The organism is Arthrobacter sp. 05L428 (assembly GCF_056397665.1).
The window spans coordinates 191,604-208,737 of sequence record NZ_JBFTNW010000002.1; the positions used below are offsets into that span (position 1 = coordinate 191,604).

The following is a 17,134-nucleotide window of genomic DNA, read 5'->3' on the forward strand; positions in this document are numbered from 1 at the left end:
GGCTGCGCAAAACGACAACAACTGCTAGCCAGTTGGGTCTGGAATCCCGGACAGCACCCGCGCGAAGCCCCTGTTTCCGGGGCTCCGGACAGGCTTTAGTTGATACAGAACCTCTCCCAGGAACCACCCGAAACAACGAAGGAGCCCCCATGGCACCCGCCGATTTCACCACCGGTGCCCGCCCGGTCAAAGCAGCCCGCGGCACCGAGCTCACCGCCAAGAGCTGGCAGACCGAAGCCCCGCTGCGCATGCTGATGAACAACCTGGACCCCGAGGTGGCCGAGCGCCCGGATGACCTCGTGGTCTACGGCGGCACCGGCCGCGCGGTCCGGTCCTGGGCGGCGTTCGACGCGATCACCCGCACCCTGGAAACCATGGAAAAGGACGAAACCCTCCTGGTCCAGTCCGGCAAGCCGGTCGGCGTCTTCCGCACCAACGAGTGGGCTCCGCGCGTGCTGCTGGCCAACTCCAACCTCGTCGGCGACTGGGCCAACTGGCCCGAATTCCGCCGGCTCGAGGCCGAGGGCCTGATGATGTACGGCCAGATGACCGCCGGGTCCTGGATCTACATCGGCACCCAGGGCATCCTGCAGGGCACCTTCGAGACCTTTGCAGCGATCGCCCGCAAGCTCACCGGGGACGAAAACGGCACCCTCGCCGGCACCCTGACGCTCACCGGTGGCTGCGGCGGGATGGGCGGCGCGCAGCCGCTCGCCGTCACCCTCAACGAGGGCGCCTGCCTGATCGTCGACGTCGACGAGAGCCACCTGCGCCGCCGGGCCGGCAAGCGCTACCTCGACGAGGTGGAAACCGACCTCGACACCGCCATCGCCAAAGTGCTCAAAGCCAAGGAGGAGCGCCGCGGCTGGTCGGTGGGCTACGTCGGCAACGCCGCCACCGTCTTCCCCGAGATCCTGCGCCGCCACAACGCCGGCGAGCTCACCGTGGACATCGTCACGGACCAGACCTCCGCGCACGACCCGCTGAGCTACCTGCCCGAGGGCATCACGGTGGAGGAGTGGCACCGCGAGGCCGCCGCCGACCCGGAAGGCTTCACCAAGAAGGCGCAGGCCTCGATGGCCAAGCACGTCCAGGCCATGGTCGAATTCCAGGACGCCGGCGCCGAGGTCTTCGACTACGGCAACTCCATCCGCGACGAGGCCCGCAAGGGCGGCTACAACCGCGCTTTTGAATTCCCCGGCTTCGTCCCGGCCTACATCCGCCCGCTCTTCTGCGAGGGCCTGGGCCCGTTCCGCTGGGTTGCCCTGTCCGGCGACCCCGAGGACATCGCGGTGACGGACAAGGCCATCAAGGAGCTCTTCCCGGAGAACAAGCACCTGCACCGCTGGATCGACGCCGCGCAGGAGCGCGTCGAATTCGAAGGCCTGCCGGCCCGCATCTGCTGGCTGGGCTACGGCGAGCGGGCCAAGGCCGGCCTGCTGTTCAACCAGCTGGTCAAGGAGGGCAAGGTCAAGGCGCCCATCGTGATCGGCCGGGACCACCTCGACTCCGGCTCCGTCGCCTCCCCGTACCGCGAAACCGAAGCAATGGCGGACGGCTCCGATGCGATCGCCGACTGGCCGCTGCTCAACGCCCTGCTCAACACCGCGTCCGGCGCCACCTGGGTGTCCATCCACCACGGCGGCGGCGTGGGCATCGGCCGCTCCATCCACGCCGGCCAGGTCTCCGTCGCCGACGGCACCGAGCTCGCCGCGCAGAAGCTTGAGCGCCTGCTCACCAACGACCCCGGCATGGGTGTCATCCGCCACGCCGACGCCGGCTACGAGCGCGCCGTCGAGGTCGCCAAGGAACGCGGCGTCCGCATCCCCATGAACGAAGGAACCACAAAGTGACCCTTACGACCCACTCACCGCTCACCGTCACCCTCGGCTCCAGCGGCGTCACCCCCGAGGACGTCGTCGCCGTCGCCCGCCACGGCGTCCACGTGACCATCTCCCAGGACGCCCTCGACGCCGTCGCCAAGGTCCGCGCCCACATCGACGACCTCGCGCACAGCGAGACGCCGGCCTACGGCATCTCCACCGGCTTCGGCGCCCTGGCCAACCGGCACATCCCGGGCGGGCTGCGCACCCAGCTGCAGAAGTCGCTGATCCGCAGCCACGCCGCCGGCATGGGCTCGGCCGTGGAACGCGAGGTGGTCCGCGGCATCATGTTCCTGCGCGCCAAGACTCTCGCTTCCGGCCGCACCGGCGTCCGCCCCGTGGTGCTGCAGACCATGGTGGACGTGCTCAACGCCGGCATCACGCCGGTGGTCCGCGAATTCGGTTCGCTGGGCTGCTCGGGCGACCTCGCGCCGCTCTCGCACTGCGCCCTGGTCCTGATGGGCGAGGGCGAAGCGGTGGGCCCGGACGGCGAACTGTTCGGCGGCAAGGGCGGACGCCCCGTCGCCGAGCTCCTCGCCGCGCACGGCATTGAACCCGTCACCCTCGCCGAGAAGGAAGGCCTGGCGCTCGTCAACGGCACCGAGGGCATGCTGGGCATGCTGCTGATGGCCATCGCGGACATCCGCCAGCTGCTCACGACGGCGGACATCACCGCCGCGCTCAGCGTCGAGGCGCTGCTCGGCACGGACCAGGTGTTTCTGCCGGAGCTGCACGCCGCGCTCCGGCCGCACCCGGGCCAGGCCGCTTCCGCGGACAACATGCTGCGGGTGCTGTCCGACTCCCCGATCGTGGCCTCGCACCGGGTCAACGACACCAAGGTCCAGGACGCCTACTCGCTGCGCTGCGCCCCCCAGGTGGCCGGCGCCGTCCGCGACACCGTCGACCACGCTGCGCTGGTCGCTTCGCGCGAACTCGCCGCCGCGATCGACAACCCCGTGGTCCTGCCGGACGGCCGGGTCAGCTCCAACGGCAATTTCCACGGCGCCCCGGTGGCCTACGTGCTGGACTTCCTCGCGATCGCCGTCGCGGACATGAGCTCCATCGCCGAGCGCCGGACCGACCGGATGCTGGACCCGGCCCGCTCGCACGGGCTGCCGGCCTTCCTCGCCGCGGATCCCGGCGTCGACTCCGGCCTGATGATTGCGCAGTACACCCAGGCCGGGCTGGTCTCGGACAACAAGCGGCTGGCCGTTCCGGCGTCGGTGGATTCGATCCCGAGCTCGGCCATGCAGGAAGACCATGTCTCGATGGGCTGGCACGCGGCCCGCAAGCTGCGCCGCGCGGTGGAGAACCTGCGCCGCGTCCTGGCGATCGAGCTGGTGACCTCCGCCCGGGCCCTGGACATCCGCACCCAGCTCTCCGGCGGCGAACTCACGCCGGGCCCGGCAGGGGCCGCGGTGATCGCGGTGCTGCGCGACGTCGTCGAGGGGCCCGGAACCGACCGGTTCCTCTCACCTGAGCTGGAGGCAGCCGACCTGCTCGTGGCCTCAGGCAAGGTGCGCGCCGCCGCCGAATCCGCCGTCGGAAATCTGGCCTGACGGCAAAGAAAATACGAGCCGGCCGGGCATTTCCCGGAGCCCCCGAAATGTTCGGCAACACGGCCGCCGGGGGCGCAGCAAATGTAGTAAGAATATGATGTAGCCCACACCAAAGACGTTGTGGCGGAAAAGTAAAAAACGAACCTACAAAGGGGTAGAAGTTCATGAAATCACGCGGGACGGTCATGTCCAGGCGCACGGCGTTCGCCGCCACGGTCTCCGACTGGAGGAGCCTCAAGGCGGGGGACCAGGTGGAAATCCTCAAGCACGCACAGCTGCTGGCAGCCGGGGAAGTCGAAGAAGTGTCGTCCAGCGGAAATGTGCTCTGGCTGGTGCCGGGTACACCCTCGGAGGCGCAGCTGTTCCTGAAGTCCGACGGTGTGCAGGTGCGGCGCAGCTAGGCGCCGGCGCCGCGGCGCAGAATCAAGCACAAAGAAGGGCCGGTGAGGGGTGCATCCCTCACCGGCCCTTGGCCTGTTCCGGCCCGCGCTGACTAGGCCGCGACGTCCTCGTGGGTCTCACCGAAGGGCACGGTGTCGTCCAGCGCCACGGTGTAGGCGCCCGGCTCGTGGCGGGTAACCCGGATCCCGCAGCGGCGGTCCTGGACGGCCGAGGCGATCAAGGTGTTGACGGCGTTTTCGAGGCCGTGGTGGACCTCCTGCGCGCTGGCAAACGAGAGCTTGATGGACGTGGCGTCAGAGGCCTGGGTCCGCATGGTGTGTGTGTTCATTGACTGGTCTTTCCTAGAATCTGGCCGGTTGGCCACCCGCTATTCTAGTCTGTCCGGCGTGGCGTCCCGGTCCGGAGCCGATAGTGTGCAGGTGGCGGTATATCTTTTTAGGCGAGGGGCGCCGTTCTGTTGGAACGGCGCCCCGACCCATTCCGGGCCTGCACCCCGGTTGTGGCAGGAGGGCGTGCACATGTTCGAAGCTCCCAGTATTGTCTTTTTTGCGGCCGGAATCGCCGTCTTCATCGCGGCGGTGCTGCCCAAGCTGTTGCGCAACGCGCCCCTGTCGATGCCGATGGTTTTCCTCGGGGCAGGGATGCTGGCGTTCACGCTGATGCCGGCCCTGCCGAACCCCGACCCCCTGCAGCACGGGGAGTTCTTCACCCACCTGACCGAAGTCTGCGTCATCATCTCGCTGATGGGCGCCGGACTGGCGCTGGACCGGCCCGTCGGTCGCCGGCGGTGGTCCACGACCTGGCGGATGCTGGGCCTGGCCATGCCGCTGTGTATCATCGGCCTGACCCTGCTGGGAATGTGGTTCCTGGGGCTCGGCCTTGGGGCCGCGCTCCTGGTCGCGGCCGCCCTGGCCCCGACCGACCCGGTCCTGGCCTCCGAGGTGCAGGTGGGGGAGCCCGCGGACGAGGAAGGCGAGACCGAGCGCGAGGACGAGATCCGCTTCGGCCTCACCTCCGAAGCGGGCCTGAACGACGGGCTGGCGTTCCCCTTCGTCTACCTGGCCATCGCCATCAGCTTCGTGGGCGCCTCGCCGTCGGGCTGGCTGGGTCACTGGCTGGCCGTGGACGTGCTCTGGCGGATCGGCATCGGCGTGCTGCTGGGACTCGCGACGGGCAAGCTGCTGGGGCGGCTTTTCTTCACGGCCCGGCATGAGAGCGTCCGGCTCTCCAACCACTCCGAGGGCTTTGTGGCCCTCGCGGCGACTTTCCTTGCCTACGGCGTCACGCAAATGGTCGAGGGTTACGGCTTCGTCGCAGTGTTCGTCTGCGCTGTCACCATCCGGGCCGCCGAGCGCACGCACGGCTTCCACCGGGTGATGCACTCGTACGTGGAGCAGCTGGAACGGCTCATGACCGTGGTCATCCTGGTGCTGCTGGGCGGGGCGATCGCACGCGGCCTGCTGGCCGGGATCGGCTGGGCCGAGGTGCTGGTGGCGTTGGCGTTCCTGCTCCTGGTCCGACCGCTGGCGGGCTGGCTCGGGCTGGCCCGGGGCAAGACCGGCCCGCGGGAACGCATCGCCATCTCCTTCTTCGGCATCCGCGGCATCGGCTCGCTGTACTACCTCGGCTACGCCCTCGGCCGCGGCAACTTCAGCGCCCAGGCGCAGGAACTCTGGGCGTTCGTGGGACTGGTCGTGGCCATGTCGATCGTGCTGCACGGCGCGACGACGGCGCCGGTGATGAACCGGCTGGACCGGCTGCGTGAGCGCCGCGCGGTGGAGCAGCACGGCGACGAGGGCCAGGCGCCGCGCACCGCCATCTGAGCGCCCCCGGCGAGCCGTGCCGCGCCGCCGGCCAGCTACCGCAGCAGTGTGTTGATCAGCCGCGCGGCGACCCTGGCGGTGCGGCCGTCGATGTCGAAGTCCGTGTTCAGCTCCGCGACATCAAGGTGCAGCAGTTTCCCGCTCGCGGCCACCTGCCGGCAGACTGCGCTGATCACCGGCAGCGGGACGCCGTAGGCCGCCGGGGCGCTCACCCCGGGCGCCACCGACGCCGGCAGCACGTCCAGGTCGATGGTCAGGTACAGCGCGTCCACCTGGGCCAGGAACGCGGCCACGAAAGCCTGCGCGGCGTCCGCGGAACAGTCCTCGTCCAGCAGGTAGTCCACGCCCAGCTCCGCGGCGGTCCGGAACAGCGCCTTGGTGTTGTTCGGTTCAGAAATCCCGACGACGGCGTACTTTAGTTCGCGTCCCGCGGCGGCTTCCGCCCGGGCCATCTGCAGGAACGGGGTGCCGGAACTGGGCACCGGCTCGTCGCGCAGGTCGAAGTGCGCATCCAGGTTCAGCACGCCCACCTTCAGCCCCTCCCGGACCGCGGCGGAGCCGGTCACGCCCAGGTAGCTGGCGAAGGCGGTCTCGTGGCCGCCGCCGAGGACCACCGGCAGGGCACCGGCGTCGAGCAGGCCGGTGATGGCGAGCCCGGCCCGTGCCTGCCCGGCCTCCAGCGCGTCCCCGGTGACGGTGACGTCGCCGGCGTCGTGCACTTCCCGGTCCAAATGGAAGGCCAGCGGGCCGAGGGCGGCGCGGATGGCGGCCGGCGCGGCCGCCGCTCCGACCCGGCCCTTGTTGCGCCGCACTCCGGCGTCGCTGCCGAAGCCGAGGATGACAGCAGGCCGCGCGCCGGCGGACGCGGCCGGCTGCCGGTTCCCGAGCGGGTGGGCAGTGTAGGGCGTCACGGCCTGCCACCAGCGGCGGTGGTCGGCGCCGTCGCCGTCAAACCGTCCGGTCCAAGGCTGCGGCGGGACGTCGGCGGTGCGGGCGGAAGAAGGCATGTCCCTAGCTCACCGCAGCCCGGGCCGGAAAACCAGCAGCGCCGCCGTCGGAGTGTCCGAAATCCCGGAAACCCTGCTTAAACGGCGCCGAGATGACATTTCACGGCAATGTTCCACGAAAACACTGCCGCGAAATGCCATCTCGGCGGATGGGAGACGGGCCGGGATCCTTAGTGGATACCGAGCGCGGCCTCGATCGGGCCGATCCCGAAGAACAGCAGGAACGCGGCGGCCACGGCCCACATCAGCGGGTGCACCTCGCGGGCGCGGCCCTGGACCAGGCGGATCAGCACGAAGGAGATGAACCCGGCGCCGAGGCCGTTGGCTATCGAGTAGGTGAACGGCATCAGCGTGAAGGTCAGGAACGCGGGAATCGCGATGCCCCAGTCCTGCCAGTCGATCTTGCCGACCTGGGAGACCATCATGAAGCCGACGACGACGAGCGCCGGAGCCACGGCTTCGAACGGCACCAGGTTAATCAGCGGGGTGAAGAACATGGCAACGAGGAACAGCAGGCCGGTGACGATCGAGGCCAGGCCCGTGCGGGCGCCTTCGCCGATGCCTGCGCCCGATTCGACGTAGATCTGGTTGGAGGAGACGGACGCGCCGCCGCCCACGATTGCGCCCAGGGCGTCAATCTGCAGCACGCGGTCCACGTTGGGGATGTTGCCGTCCTTGTCGATGGTGCCGGCCTCGGTGGCCAGGCCAACCATCGTGCCCATGGCGTCGAAGAAGATGCTCAGCAGGATCACGAACGCCAGCAGGGTCGCGGCCACGAAGCCGAGGTGCTCGAAGGCGCCGAACGGGTTGGCCTTGCCGATCAGGGACAGGTCCGGGGCGGCCCATTCGGTGAACTTGGGCGCCACGAGGGACCAGCCCTGCGGGTTGAAGTTCTTGCCGTCGAAGCTGGGCCCGATGTGCAGGGTGAATTCCAGGATCACGGACAGGATTGTGGAGGTGATGATGCCGATCAGGATCGCGCCCTTGACCTTGCGAACCACGAGGGCGATGGTCAGGACCAGGCCGATCACGAACACCAGCGTGGGCCAGCCCAGCAGCTTGCCGTCGAAGCCGAGGCCGACGGGGACCGTGGTGCCCGCGACGTCCGGGATGCGGCGGACGAAGCCGGCGTTGACCAGGCCGATCAGGGCGATGAAGAGGCCGATGCCGACGACGATCGCCGTCTTCAGCCCTTCCGGGACCGCCCGGAACACGGCGGTCCGGAAACCGGTGAGCACCAGGATCAGCATGGTGACGCCGGAGAGGACCACCAGGCCCATCATGTCCGGCCAGGTCAGGCCCGGGTTGGTGGCGACGGTGACGGCCACGAAGGCGTTGACGCCGAGGCCGGTTGCCAGCGCGAAGGGATGCTTGGCCCAGGCTCCCATCAGGATGGTCAGGATGCCAGCCACGAGGGCGGTCACGGCGGCGACGGCCGGGAAGCCGAGCGTTCCGCCGGACGAATCCGGGCCGGAAAGGATCAGCGGGTTCAGCACCACGATGTAGCTCATGGCGAAGAACGTGGCGAACCCGCCACGGATCTCGCGCGAGAAGTTCGACCCCCGCTCGGAAATCTTGAAATACCGGTCGAGTGCAGAGCCCTGCTTAAGCATTGGTCCTCCGGGAGGGAAAAGGGGTGTTAGCTAAATCCTATTAGGCGTGACGGCGCCCACCCGCCAAACTCGCCTAGTCTGTAAGGAAGCCAACACAAGGAGCAGGCCAGCCATGCGTTTCATCCGACAACTTCCGGGCGCCCTGCTGGGCCTGATCGTGGCGGCCACGGTCCTGCTGGGCTCAGCCCTCCTGGCTGCCGGTCCGGCGTCGGCCCACGACGCCGTGGAGTCGACCAGCCCCGCCGCCGGCGCGACGGTGCCCACCCCGCCGGCAGCGGTTGCGATCACGCTCAGCAATCATCCGCTCGCCCTCGGCACACAGATCAAGGTCAGCGACGCCACCGGCAGCAACTGGGCCGATGGCGGTGTGGACATCGTGGACAACGTGGCCTCGCAAAAGCTCAAGGCGGGCGCGCCGGCCGGGCTCTACACGGTGCAGTGGCGGGTGGCCAGTTCGGACGGCCACCCGATAGAGGGCACCTTCACCTTTACCGCGGCGGCAGGCGCGACGGCGGCCGGCAGCGCACCTGCGCCGGGCACGGTCCCGACGCTGGGTACCGCCCAGCCGGGAACGACCATCGCGCCCTCGCCGGCGCCGGACGCCTCGCAGCCCTTTCCGTGGAGCATCGTCATCTTCGTGGCGGTGGCGGTCGGCATCCTGGTGGCCCTGGGCCTGATGGCAAAGCGGCGGCTTAATGGCGGCGACGACGAAGACGGCTACGGCGACGCCGAGACAGACGCCGACACAGCCACCAACCCGGAAGAATCCACCGGGGGACCCCGGAGCTAGGCTGGAGGCCGAAGACGGCTCCTAGGCCGGCAGCGCCAGCCCCGCGGACAGCAGCGCGGGCATGCCTTCCGGATGGACTTTGGCGGAAATCGCCTGGCCCACCAGCTTGGCCTGGCGCAGGACTTCCTTCGGCGTGGGGGTAATCAGCTCGCCCACGCCGACGAGGTACATGCCGAGTGCGTGCATGGCCGCCATGAGGTTCTGGCCCGCGGCAACCCCCAGCTCAGCGAGCATGCGGCGCAGTTGGCTGTGCGCACAGCGGGTGAGGACCAGATGGTCGGCGTACAGGATTCCGTTGGGGGTGCTGACGGCCCACTGCTGTGCCGGCTGCCCGGTTCCTTGGAAGTCCAGGCTGGCGTCCGCCGGGCCATCCGCGTCAAGGTGGTCCAGTTGCAGCGCGCGGACGTTGTTACGGACATCGAGGTGGTGGCTGGCGGCGTAGTTCCGCAGGTGGCGCAGGATCTCGTTGCGCTCCCGGAGGGTGGCTGCGTCCGCCGCGTCGCAGCGCTGCAGCGAGGAAGTGTTGGCCGGGTTCCCGGCCCCGAGCAGATCCAGGCCGTCCACCACGATGGCTTCAACCCCCCGGCGCTGCAGCTCGCTGGCGACCGCCAGGCCGGACAGGCCCGTGCCGATGACCACAGTGCTGGTCCGTTCGATTCCGCCGTACACAGGCATGCTCGACACTGCGGGGTCCCTCCTCGAATGATGCGGATTCCGGGCCCATGCCCGGAACGCTTTTCCGGCGATCCGTCCCGACGCACTCCACAGGGGAGGCTGCGATCTGAAAGACGAGTCTCGGTTCAGCAATGCCTCAGAGGATACCCAAGATTGCGGGCTGTGAACAGGGCCGGCCCGACATTGTATTTGTGCGGGTTTTCGCCGGTTTGTCCGGGTTCCGGCAGACGCATTAACCAATGATCCGCGGGTTTCCGGGGCCACGGAGGCCGTGTAAACACTGGGTAAACCTTGCCTGCGTCCCGGGTGGAAGCCGCGGCCTGACTCTTCTGGCAGAATAGCCGCAACACAGCCACGTAACGCGAGGAGGCGGACCCCATGGCCCGAGAACAGGTGCATCCGGATCCGGCGGGGGACGCCGCCGGCCACGGCTCCGCTCCTCGGGGCATAGTGGTCGGTGTGGACGGCTCGGACCACAGCCACTGCGCCCTGGTGTGGGCGGCCCGGGAAGCCGAGCGCCGGCACCGTCCGCTGCACATCGTGACCGCCTACTCGGTGCCGGTTTTTGCCGCGTCCGGGCTGGACGGCGGGTACGCGACGGTGGACGATTCGGTAATCCGCGAGGGCGCGGAGGCCATCCTGAAGCAGGCGCTGGACAAGGTCGCCGGGTACTCCATCGACGTCGATGCTTCGGTGGAGAATGGCGACGCCTCCGGTGTCCTGCTGGAAATGACGGAAACCGCCGAGCTGCTGGTTTTCGGAACCCGCGGCCGGGGCGGCTTCGTGGGCCGGCTCCTCGGTTCGGTCAGCAGCGCTCTTCCCGCCCACGCCAAATGCCCCACGGTCACGGTGCCGCTGATCTGCGGCGACCGGCTGGGCGAAACCACGCAGGACAAACACGTCCGGGCCGAACGGGAAAAGTCAGGCCACCAGCCGGTGGAAAACGTCGTGGTGGTGGGCGTGGACGGCTCCGAGCAGGCCCGGGTGGCGGTCCTCGAAGCGGCCGCCCAGGCTGAACGCCTCTCCGCGCCGCTGCGCCTGGTCTGCGCCGTTCCGCAGTACAGCGGCTCGCTTGCCTGGGTTCCGGCCCCGATGGACCGCGAGGCCCTCTTTGCCGATATCCGGGTCCAGCTCGACGCCGGCGTGGCCTGGATTAAGAGCCACTTCCCCCGGCTCGACGTCGAAACCCAGCTCGTCGACGGGTCGCCGATCGACATCCTCGTTGAGGCGAGCCGGCACGTGGAACTCGTGGTGGTGGGTACCCGCGGCCGCGGCGGCTTCGCCGGGATGCTGCTGGGATCCACCTCGGACGGCATCCTGCACCACGCGAAGGGCCCCGTCATGGTGGTTCCGGACCGGGATGACCCGCGGCTGGCCGACCGGCCCAGCTTCGGACCGATGCTCGGCGACTCGTAGCCCGGACCCGGGAGCACGCGCTTCCCCAGTGAAGGGAGGGCCGGCAGGTGGAGCAGTTACCCGTTCCAAACGCGCCCCGGCATGAGCCGGGCCCGGGGCTGGTGCTCGGCTTGGAGCTGGTCGGCGCGGAGCTGCTAAACGCCGTCGGCGGCAAGGCCGCCAACCTCGGCGAACTGCTGCACGCACGGCTCCCGGTGCCGGCCGGCTTCTGCCTGACCACACAGGCCTACCGGCGCGCCACCTCGGGTGCAGGGCTCGACACCGTCTACGCCGGGTTGGCCGCGGCCGCACCGGGGGACCTTCCCGGACTCGCCGGACTGGCCGCCACCGCCCGCCGCCTGGTCCTGGCCGTGGACATCCCGGCCGACATTGCCGAGGCCGTCCGGGCCGCCTACGCGGCGCTGGGACCGGACACCCCGGTGGCGGTCCGCTCGTCCGCTACCGCCGAGGACCTGCCGTTCGCCAGCTTCGCCGGACAGCAGGACACCTTCCTGAACGTCGTGGGCGCCGACGCGGTCCTTTCCGCCGTCCGGCAGTGCTGGGCCTCGCTTTGGACCGACCGCGCCGTGAGCTACCGCGCCATCCAGGGGATCAGTCCGGCGGCCGTGTCGCTCGCCGTTGTGGTCCAGCGGATGGTGGACGCAGCCGTGGCCGGCGTCCTGTTCACCGCCAATCCGGTCACCGGCAGGCGGCACGAGGCGGTCATCGATGCCAGCCCGGGCCTCGGCGAGGCGGTGGTGTCCGGGGCGGTCAACCCGGACCACTTCGTCATTGACAGCGGCACCCGGAGAATTCTCGAGCGCCGGATCGGGAGCAAAGCGGTGGTGATCCGGCCGGTGCCGGGCGGCGGAACCGAGCGGACCGAGCGGACCGCCCGGTCCGGCGCGGGCCCGCAGCCCTGTGTCGACGACGTCCAGCTCCTGGGCCTGGAGCTGCTCGGCCGCCGCGCGGAGGTGCACTTCGGGGCGCCGCAAGACCTCGAATGGGCGATCGACAGCGGCGGAGCGGCATGGCTGACGCAGTCGCGCCCCATCACCACGCTCTACCCCCTGCCGGAGCGGCCGGAGCGGGCGCCGGTCCGCGATGGAACCCGCGTCTACCTTTGCTTCAGCCTGGCCCAGGGCCTGACCCGGCCACTGACCCCGATGGGGCTGGCAGGCTTCCGGCTGATCGCCTCGTCCGTGGCGCGGGCGGCGCATTTCGAGGTTCCCGCACCGCACGACGGGCCGACGCCGTATGTCCAGGCCGGGCAGCGGCTCTTCTTCGACCTGACCCCGGTGGTGCGCAGCACCGTCGGGCGGGCCATCGTGCCCCGGGTCTTCGACGTGATGGAAGCCCGCTCCGCGGCAGTGCTGCGGGAGCTGTTCGGGGACCCCCGGTTTTCCGTCACCAGCAGATCCCCGTGGCGGCTGCTGCGGCACATCGGCCCCGTGGCGGCGCGGGCCAGGGTGCCCGGGTCGCTGCTTCGTGCCCTGTTCAGGCCCAAGGCCGCGCTGCGCCGGGCGGAACAGTTCGGCGAACGCTTCCGGGCCGCCCTGGTGGTCCCCGCCGGGTCCACCGCGGTGCAGCGGCTGGACCACGTGGAGCGCATCCTGGGCCGGGAGCTCTTCCCGGTGGTGCCCAACATCCTCCCGTTGCCGGCCCTGGGCTTTGCCCTGCTCGCGGCCGCCGGCAGGCTGCTTGGATCTGCCGGCGGCCCAGGTGCGCTGCAACCGGTCCTGCGGGGGCTGCCCAACAACGTCACCACCGAAATGGACCTGGCCCTCTGGCGGCTCGCCTCGGCCATCCGGGCCGACGCCGGCGCAGCCGCCGTCTTCGACGGCGCAGGCTTCGATGATGCCGTGGTGCCGGACCTCGTCCGCCGCTACCGCGACCGGACACTGCCCGCCGTCGTGCAATCCGGGATTGCCGGCTTCCTGGGCCGCTACGGTCACCGGGCGGTGGCGGAAATTGACCTCGGGATGCCCCGCTGGTCCGACGATCCGACCCACCTCCTCGGCGTCCTGGCCAACTACCTGCGGTTGGAGGATCCGGGCCAGGCCCCGGACCGGCAGTTCAGCAAGGCGGCGCGCGACGCCGAGGCCCAGGTGGAGCGACTGGTCGCCGCCGCGGGGGAGCGGGGCAGGCTGCGGGCGGCGCTGGTGCGGGCGGCACTGAAGCGCACCCGGATGTTCGCCGGGCTGCGCGAAATGCCGAAGTACCACATCGTCGAGGCGATGGCCGCGGTGCGGGGACAGCTCCAGGCCATCGGGACGGAGCTGGTGGCGTCCGGACGTCTGACGGACGCGGACGACGTCTTCTTCCTGGACCTGATCGAGGTCCGTAACGGCCTCGCCGGGAGCCAGCTGCAGCACCTCGTCGCGGAACGCCGCGCAGCCTATGCCCGCGAACTGGGCCGCCGCCACATTCCGCGGGTGCTGCTCTCGGACGGGACGGAACCGGAGGCGCTGCAGGACGGCGCCGCCGGGGCGGGGGCAGGAACCCCCGGAGTGCTGACCGGCACGCCCGCATCGGCCGGCACCGTCACCGGCAGCGCCCGCGTCATCCTTGAGCCGCAGGGGGCGCGGCTGGAGCCCGGCGAGATCCTCGTGGCACCCTCCACGGATCCGGGCTGGACGCCGCTGTTCCTGACTGCCGGCGGCCTCGTGATGGAAATGGGCGGCCCCAACTCGCACGGCGCCGTCGTCGCCCGGGAGTACGGGATTCCCGCAATCGTCGGGGTCCCGGACGCCACCTCGCTGATCGTCACCGGGCAGGCCGTCACGGTCGACGGCGCCGCCGGCACCGTCGTTCCGGACAGGCCGCGGAACGGCGGCGGGCCAGCGGCGGGCGTTGCCCCGGAGGAATCTGCCGGGACACGGTGATGCCGGCCGCATCCGGGCGTAATGTTGAAACATGAGCTGCCAAGATGGAGCGCGGTCGCAATGACCCGTACCTGGTTGCGCTGGCTGCCAGCCGCAACCGTTCCCGCCGTGATCGCCGCCGGGGTGCTGGCGGGATCCCTGCCGGCCAGCGCGGGGGACCCGCTGCCCGCCAAATCACCCGAGCAGGTGCTGGAGCTGATCGCCCAGCACCGCGACCCGTCCTTCTCCGGAACCCTGGAACAGACCTCGGACCTGGGCCTGCCGGACCTTCCCAAAACCGGCCCGGGAACCGCGTCCGGTGACACCGCCTGGCTGGAGCTGCTGACGGGACCGCACACGGCCCGGGTCTACCGCGACGGGGCGGACAACGCCCGCATCCAAGTGCTGGACCGGCTCGCCGAACGTGACGTCATCCGGCACGGCGACCAGCTCTGGTTCTACAACTCCAAGGACAACACCGCCGCGCACGCGGTCCTCCCGGCCGGCGGCCGTCACCCGTCCGGACAGGAATCCGTGCCGACCCCGGACCGCCTGGCCGCCAAGCTGCTCGCCGCCCTCGACCGGAGCAGCAATGTGAGCGTCGGGACGGATGTTGAGGTCGCCGGCCGCCCCGCCTACCAGCTGGTGCTCACCCCCAGGTCCACGGCCACGCTGCTGGCCTCCGTCTCGATTTCGGTGGACGGCCAGAGCGGAATGCCGCTCGGCGTTGAAGTGAAGGCCCGCGGCCAGTCCGATCCGGCGTTCAGCGTCGCGTTCACCAAACTTTCGCTGCAGGCGCCGGACGCCGCGATCTTCCAGTTCAGCCCGCCGCCGGGTGCCACCGTCAAGGAGCTCCCGGTCCCGGACCACAAAGCGACCGGCGCCAAGGAAAAGCGCGGCACTGCCACGAAGGCCCCGGGCACAGCCACAAAGGCCCCCGGCACGGCGTCGAAGGACAAGGTCAAAGTCAGCGGAACCGGCTGGGAATCCGTCGTCGAACTGCCGGCTGGCTCCCTGACCAAGGCAGCACCGGCCAAGGGAGCGCCGGAGCAGCAGGACGGCCCCGGGAGCGCGGCGTCGCTGCTGGCCCAGGCGACGGTGCCCGTGGCCGGCGGCAGGCTCCTTTCGACCGCCCTGCTGAACGTGCTGATCCTCGACGACGGCCGCGTCTTCGCCGGGTCGGTCCCGCTGGAACGGCTCCAGGCCGCGGCTGCCGCCCGGTGACCGCCGTCGCGCCGTTACCCGAACTGCCGTCCGCCGGACTGAGCATCGAGACTCGGGGCTTGAGTAAGCGCTTCGGCCGGCAAATGGCGGTCGACGGCGTCGACCTGGCCGTACCCCGGGGCTCGGTCTTCGGTTTCCTGGGCCCCAACGGCTCCGGCAAGACCACCACCATCCGGATCATGCTGGGCCTCGCAGCTGCGTCGAGCGGCTCGGTCCGCGTCCTGGGCGAGGAGATGCCGCGGCAACTGCGCACCGTGCTGCCGCGGGTGGGCGCCCTGGTCGAGGGGCCGGCCTTCTACCCCTTCCTCTCGGGAGCCGCGAACCTGCTGCGCTTCGACGCCGCCGATCCGGAGGCCCAGGCCGGGACGCGGCGCGCGCGGGTGCGCACCGCGCTGGAACGGGTGGGCCTGGCGCACGCCGCGGACAAGAAAGTCCGGGCCTATTCGCTGGGCATGAAGCAGCGGCTGGGGATCGCCAATGCCCTGCTGGCACCCCGGGAGCTCCTGGTGCTGGATGAGCCGACCAACGGCCTGGACCCGCAGGGCACGCGCGAGGTGCGGCACCTGGTGCGGTCCCTGGCCGCGGACGGCGCCACGGTGTTCGTCTCCAGCCACCTGCTCGCCGAGGTGGAACAGATCTGCACGCACGCGGCCATCATGAGTGCCGGACGCCTTGTGGCCCAGGGCCCGCTGGCGGGGTTGCGGCAGGCCGGGCAGTCCAGGGTCCGGCTGCTGACGCCCGACCCCGGCGCCGCGGCCAGGGTGATGGCCGGCCTGGGATTGACCCCCGACGGCGGTGGTTCTGGCAGCGGACAGCCCGACGGCGGGGGATCCGCAGCCGCGGGCGAGGTGCTCTATGCGCCGCTGCCTTCCGGCCCCGCCGGAGGCGCCCCCACGCCCGAACAGCTGGTGGCGGCCCTCGTAGCGGCCGACGTCCGGGTCCGCGGCTTCACCGTGGAACAGGGCAGCCTCGAGGACCGCTTCGTCGAGCTGACAGGGGAGGGGTTCGACGTTGCCCAGTGATTCGACGGTGCAGGGCGGGGCAGCGGGCCCTGCCACGGCCCCGACCCTCCGGCTGCTCGGCTCCGAGCTGGGGGTCCTGTTCCGGCGCCGCCGGACCTGGGCCATGTTGCTCGCCCTGGCCGCCATTCCGGTGCTGATCGCCGTGGCCGTGCGGCTCTCCTCGGCGGTGCCGCCCGGGCGCGGGCCCGCGTTCCTGGACCGGATCAGCCAGAACGGGTTGTTCGCCGGCGTCACGGCCATGCTGGTCGCCGTCCCCTTGTTCCTCCCGCTCACGATCGGGGTGGTCGCCGGGGACACCGTGGCGGGCGAGGCAGGACTGGGAACCCTGCGGTACCTGCTGGCGGCCCCGGCCGGGCGGGGAAGGCTGCTGGTGGTCAAGTTCGCGGGCGCGGTCGTGTTCGCCGTCGCGGCCCCGTTCACGGTGGCCCTGGTCGGGGCAGGCATCGGCGCCGCGCTCTTCCCGGTGGGTCCCGTGACCCTGCTGTCAGGGGACTCGATCGGCGCCGCCGAGGCGTTGGGGCGGCTGCTGCTGATCGCCGCCTATCTGGCCGTGTCCCTCGTGGGGCTGTCCGCCATCGGCCTGTTCATGTCCACCCTCACGGACGTGCCCGTCGGCGCGATGGCGGCAACGGTGGTGTTCGCCGTCGTCTCCCAGGTCGCCGATGCGCTGCCCCAACTGGAGTGGCTGCACCCGTGGCTCTTTACCCACCGCTGGCTCGACTTCGCCGACTTACTGCGCCAGCCCATCGTCTGGGACTCGTTCGCCGCCAATGCCCTGCTGCAGGGCGGCTATCTGGCCGTCTTCGGCGCCCTCGCCTACGCCCGGTTCACTACGAAGGACGTGCTCTCCTAGGGCATCCGGGCGACGCCGTTCCGG

Annotated in this window: 14 protein-coding genes; 10 read left to right on the forward strand and 4 right to left on the reverse strand. The window is 70.4% G+C overall.

All coding sequences use genetic code 11. The features are described from left to right. The first annotated feature begins 149 nt into the window (after window positions 1-149). The 3 genes from AC1DH3_RS07250 (at window position 150) to AC1DH3_RS07260 (ending at window position 3,843) form a co-directional block, all read left to right on the forward strand. Window positions 150-1,853 carry a urocanate hydratase gene (locus AC1DH3_RS07250; RefSeq protein ID WP_441418003.1) on the forward strand — a complete coding sequence of 568 codons (1,704 nt, stop codon included), beginning with the start codon at window positions 150-152 and terminating at the stop codon, window positions 1,851-1,853. Beyond that, complete coding sequence (gene hutH, locus AC1DH3_RS07255; RefSeq protein WP_476908937.1) at window positions 1,850-3,442, forward strand: histidine ammonia-lyase; 1,593 nt, start codon at window positions 1,850-1,852, stop codon at window positions 3,440-3,442. The genes AC1DH3_RS07250 and hutH overlap by 4 nt, the downstream gene beginning before the upstream one ends. A 164-nt stretch (window positions 3,443-3,606) precedes the next feature. Continuing rightward, on the forward strand, window positions 3,607-3,843 hold the full coding sequence (locus AC1DH3_RS07260) for a hypothetical protein (protein ID WP_441418001.1): 237 nt from the start codon (window positions 3,607-3,609) through the stop codon (window positions 3,841-3,843). A 92-nt stretch (window positions 3,844-3,935) separates the two neighbouring features. On the opposite strand, the gene AC1DH3_RS07265 is transcribed toward AC1DH3_RS07260, so the two are convergent. Then, window positions 3,936-4,172 (reverse strand): hypothetical protein, encoded by a 237-nt coding sequence (locus tag AC1DH3_RS07265; RefSeq protein WP_175322554.1) that lies wholly within the window; start codon window positions 4,170-4,172, stop codon window positions 3,936-3,938. A 190-nt stretch (window positions 4,173-4,362) separates the two neighbouring features. Here AC1DH3_RS07265 and AC1DH3_RS07270 point away from each other — a divergent pair, with 190 nt between their 5' ends. After that, window positions 4,363-5,667: a cation:proton antiporter gene (locus AC1DH3_RS07270; protein ID WP_441417999.1), complete on the forward strand. Its 1,305-nt coding sequence runs from the start codon at window positions 4,363-4,365 to the stop codon at window positions 5,665-5,667. A 35-nt stretch (window positions 5,668-5,702) separates the two neighbouring features. Here AC1DH3_RS07270 and hutG read toward each other — a convergent pair whose 3' ends face one another. Together hutG and AC1DH3_RS07280 are read right to left on the reverse strand one after the other, a co-directional pair. Continuing rightward, window positions 5,703-6,674, reverse strand: a complete 972-nt coding sequence (gene hutG, locus AC1DH3_RS07275) for a formimidoylglutamase (RefSeq protein ID WP_476908938.1) — start codon at window positions 6,672-6,674, stop codon at window positions 5,703-5,705. A gap of 170 nt (window positions 6,675-6,844) precedes the next feature. Continuing rightward, window positions 6,845-8,287, reverse strand: coding sequence for an NCS2 family permease (locus AC1DH3_RS07280; RefSeq protein ID WP_441417997.1), 1,443 nt, complete (start codon window positions 8,285-8,287; stop codon window positions 6,845-6,847). Between the two features lie 112 nt (window positions 8,288-8,399). On the opposite strand from AC1DH3_RS07280, the gene AC1DH3_RS07285 reads away from it, so the two are divergent. Further along, a complete protein-coding gene (locus AC1DH3_RS07285) occupies window positions 8,400-9,077 on the forward strand; it encodes a copper resistance CopC family protein (RefSeq protein ID WP_476908939.1) in 678 nt (225 codons plus the stop codon). Between the two features lie 21 nt (window positions 9,078-9,098). Here AC1DH3_RS07285 and AC1DH3_RS07290 read toward each other — a convergent pair whose 3' ends face one another. After that, window positions 9,099-9,752, reverse strand: a complete 654-nt coding sequence (locus tag AC1DH3_RS07290) for an NAD(P)/FAD-dependent oxidoreductase (RefSeq protein ID WP_441418176.1) — start codon at window positions 9,750-9,752, stop codon at window positions 9,099-9,101. A 378-nt stretch (window positions 9,753-10,130) separates the two neighbouring features. Between AC1DH3_RS07290 and AC1DH3_RS07295 the strand changes: the two genes are divergently transcribed. From AC1DH3_RS07295 to AC1DH3_RS07315, 5 genes are all read left to right on the forward strand, one after another. Further along, window positions 10,131-11,168, forward strand: a complete 1,038-nt coding sequence (locus AC1DH3_RS07295) for a universal stress protein (protein WP_476908940.1) — start codon at window positions 10,131-10,133, stop codon at window positions 11,166-11,168. Between the two features lie 47 nt (window positions 11,169-11,215). Then, the gene (locus AC1DH3_RS07300) at window positions 11,216-14,032 is read left to right on the forward strand and encodes a PEP/pyruvate-binding domain-containing protein (RefSeq protein WP_476908941.1); all 2,817 of its coding nucleotides are present in this window, start codon (window positions 11,216-11,218) and stop codon (window positions 14,030-14,032) included. Window positions 14,033-14,092: 60 nt separating this feature from the next. Further along, entirely contained in the window at window positions 14,093-15,235 is a 1,143-nt protein-coding gene (locus AC1DH3_RS07305; RefSeq protein ID WP_476908942.1) for a LolA family protein, read from the forward strand. Between the two features lie 83 nt (window positions 15,236-15,318). After that, window positions 15,319-16,257, forward strand: coding sequence for an ABC transporter ATP-binding protein (locus AC1DH3_RS07310; RefSeq protein ID WP_441418175.1), 939 nt, complete (start codon window positions 15,319-15,321; stop codon window positions 16,255-16,257). Between the two features lie 7 nt (window positions 16,258-16,264). Beyond that, a complete protein-coding gene (locus AC1DH3_RS07315; protein WP_476909057.1) occupies window positions 16,265-17,110 on the forward strand; it encodes an ABC transporter permease in 846 nt (281 codons plus the stop codon). The last annotated feature ends 24 nt before the right edge of the window (window positions 17,111-17,134 follow it).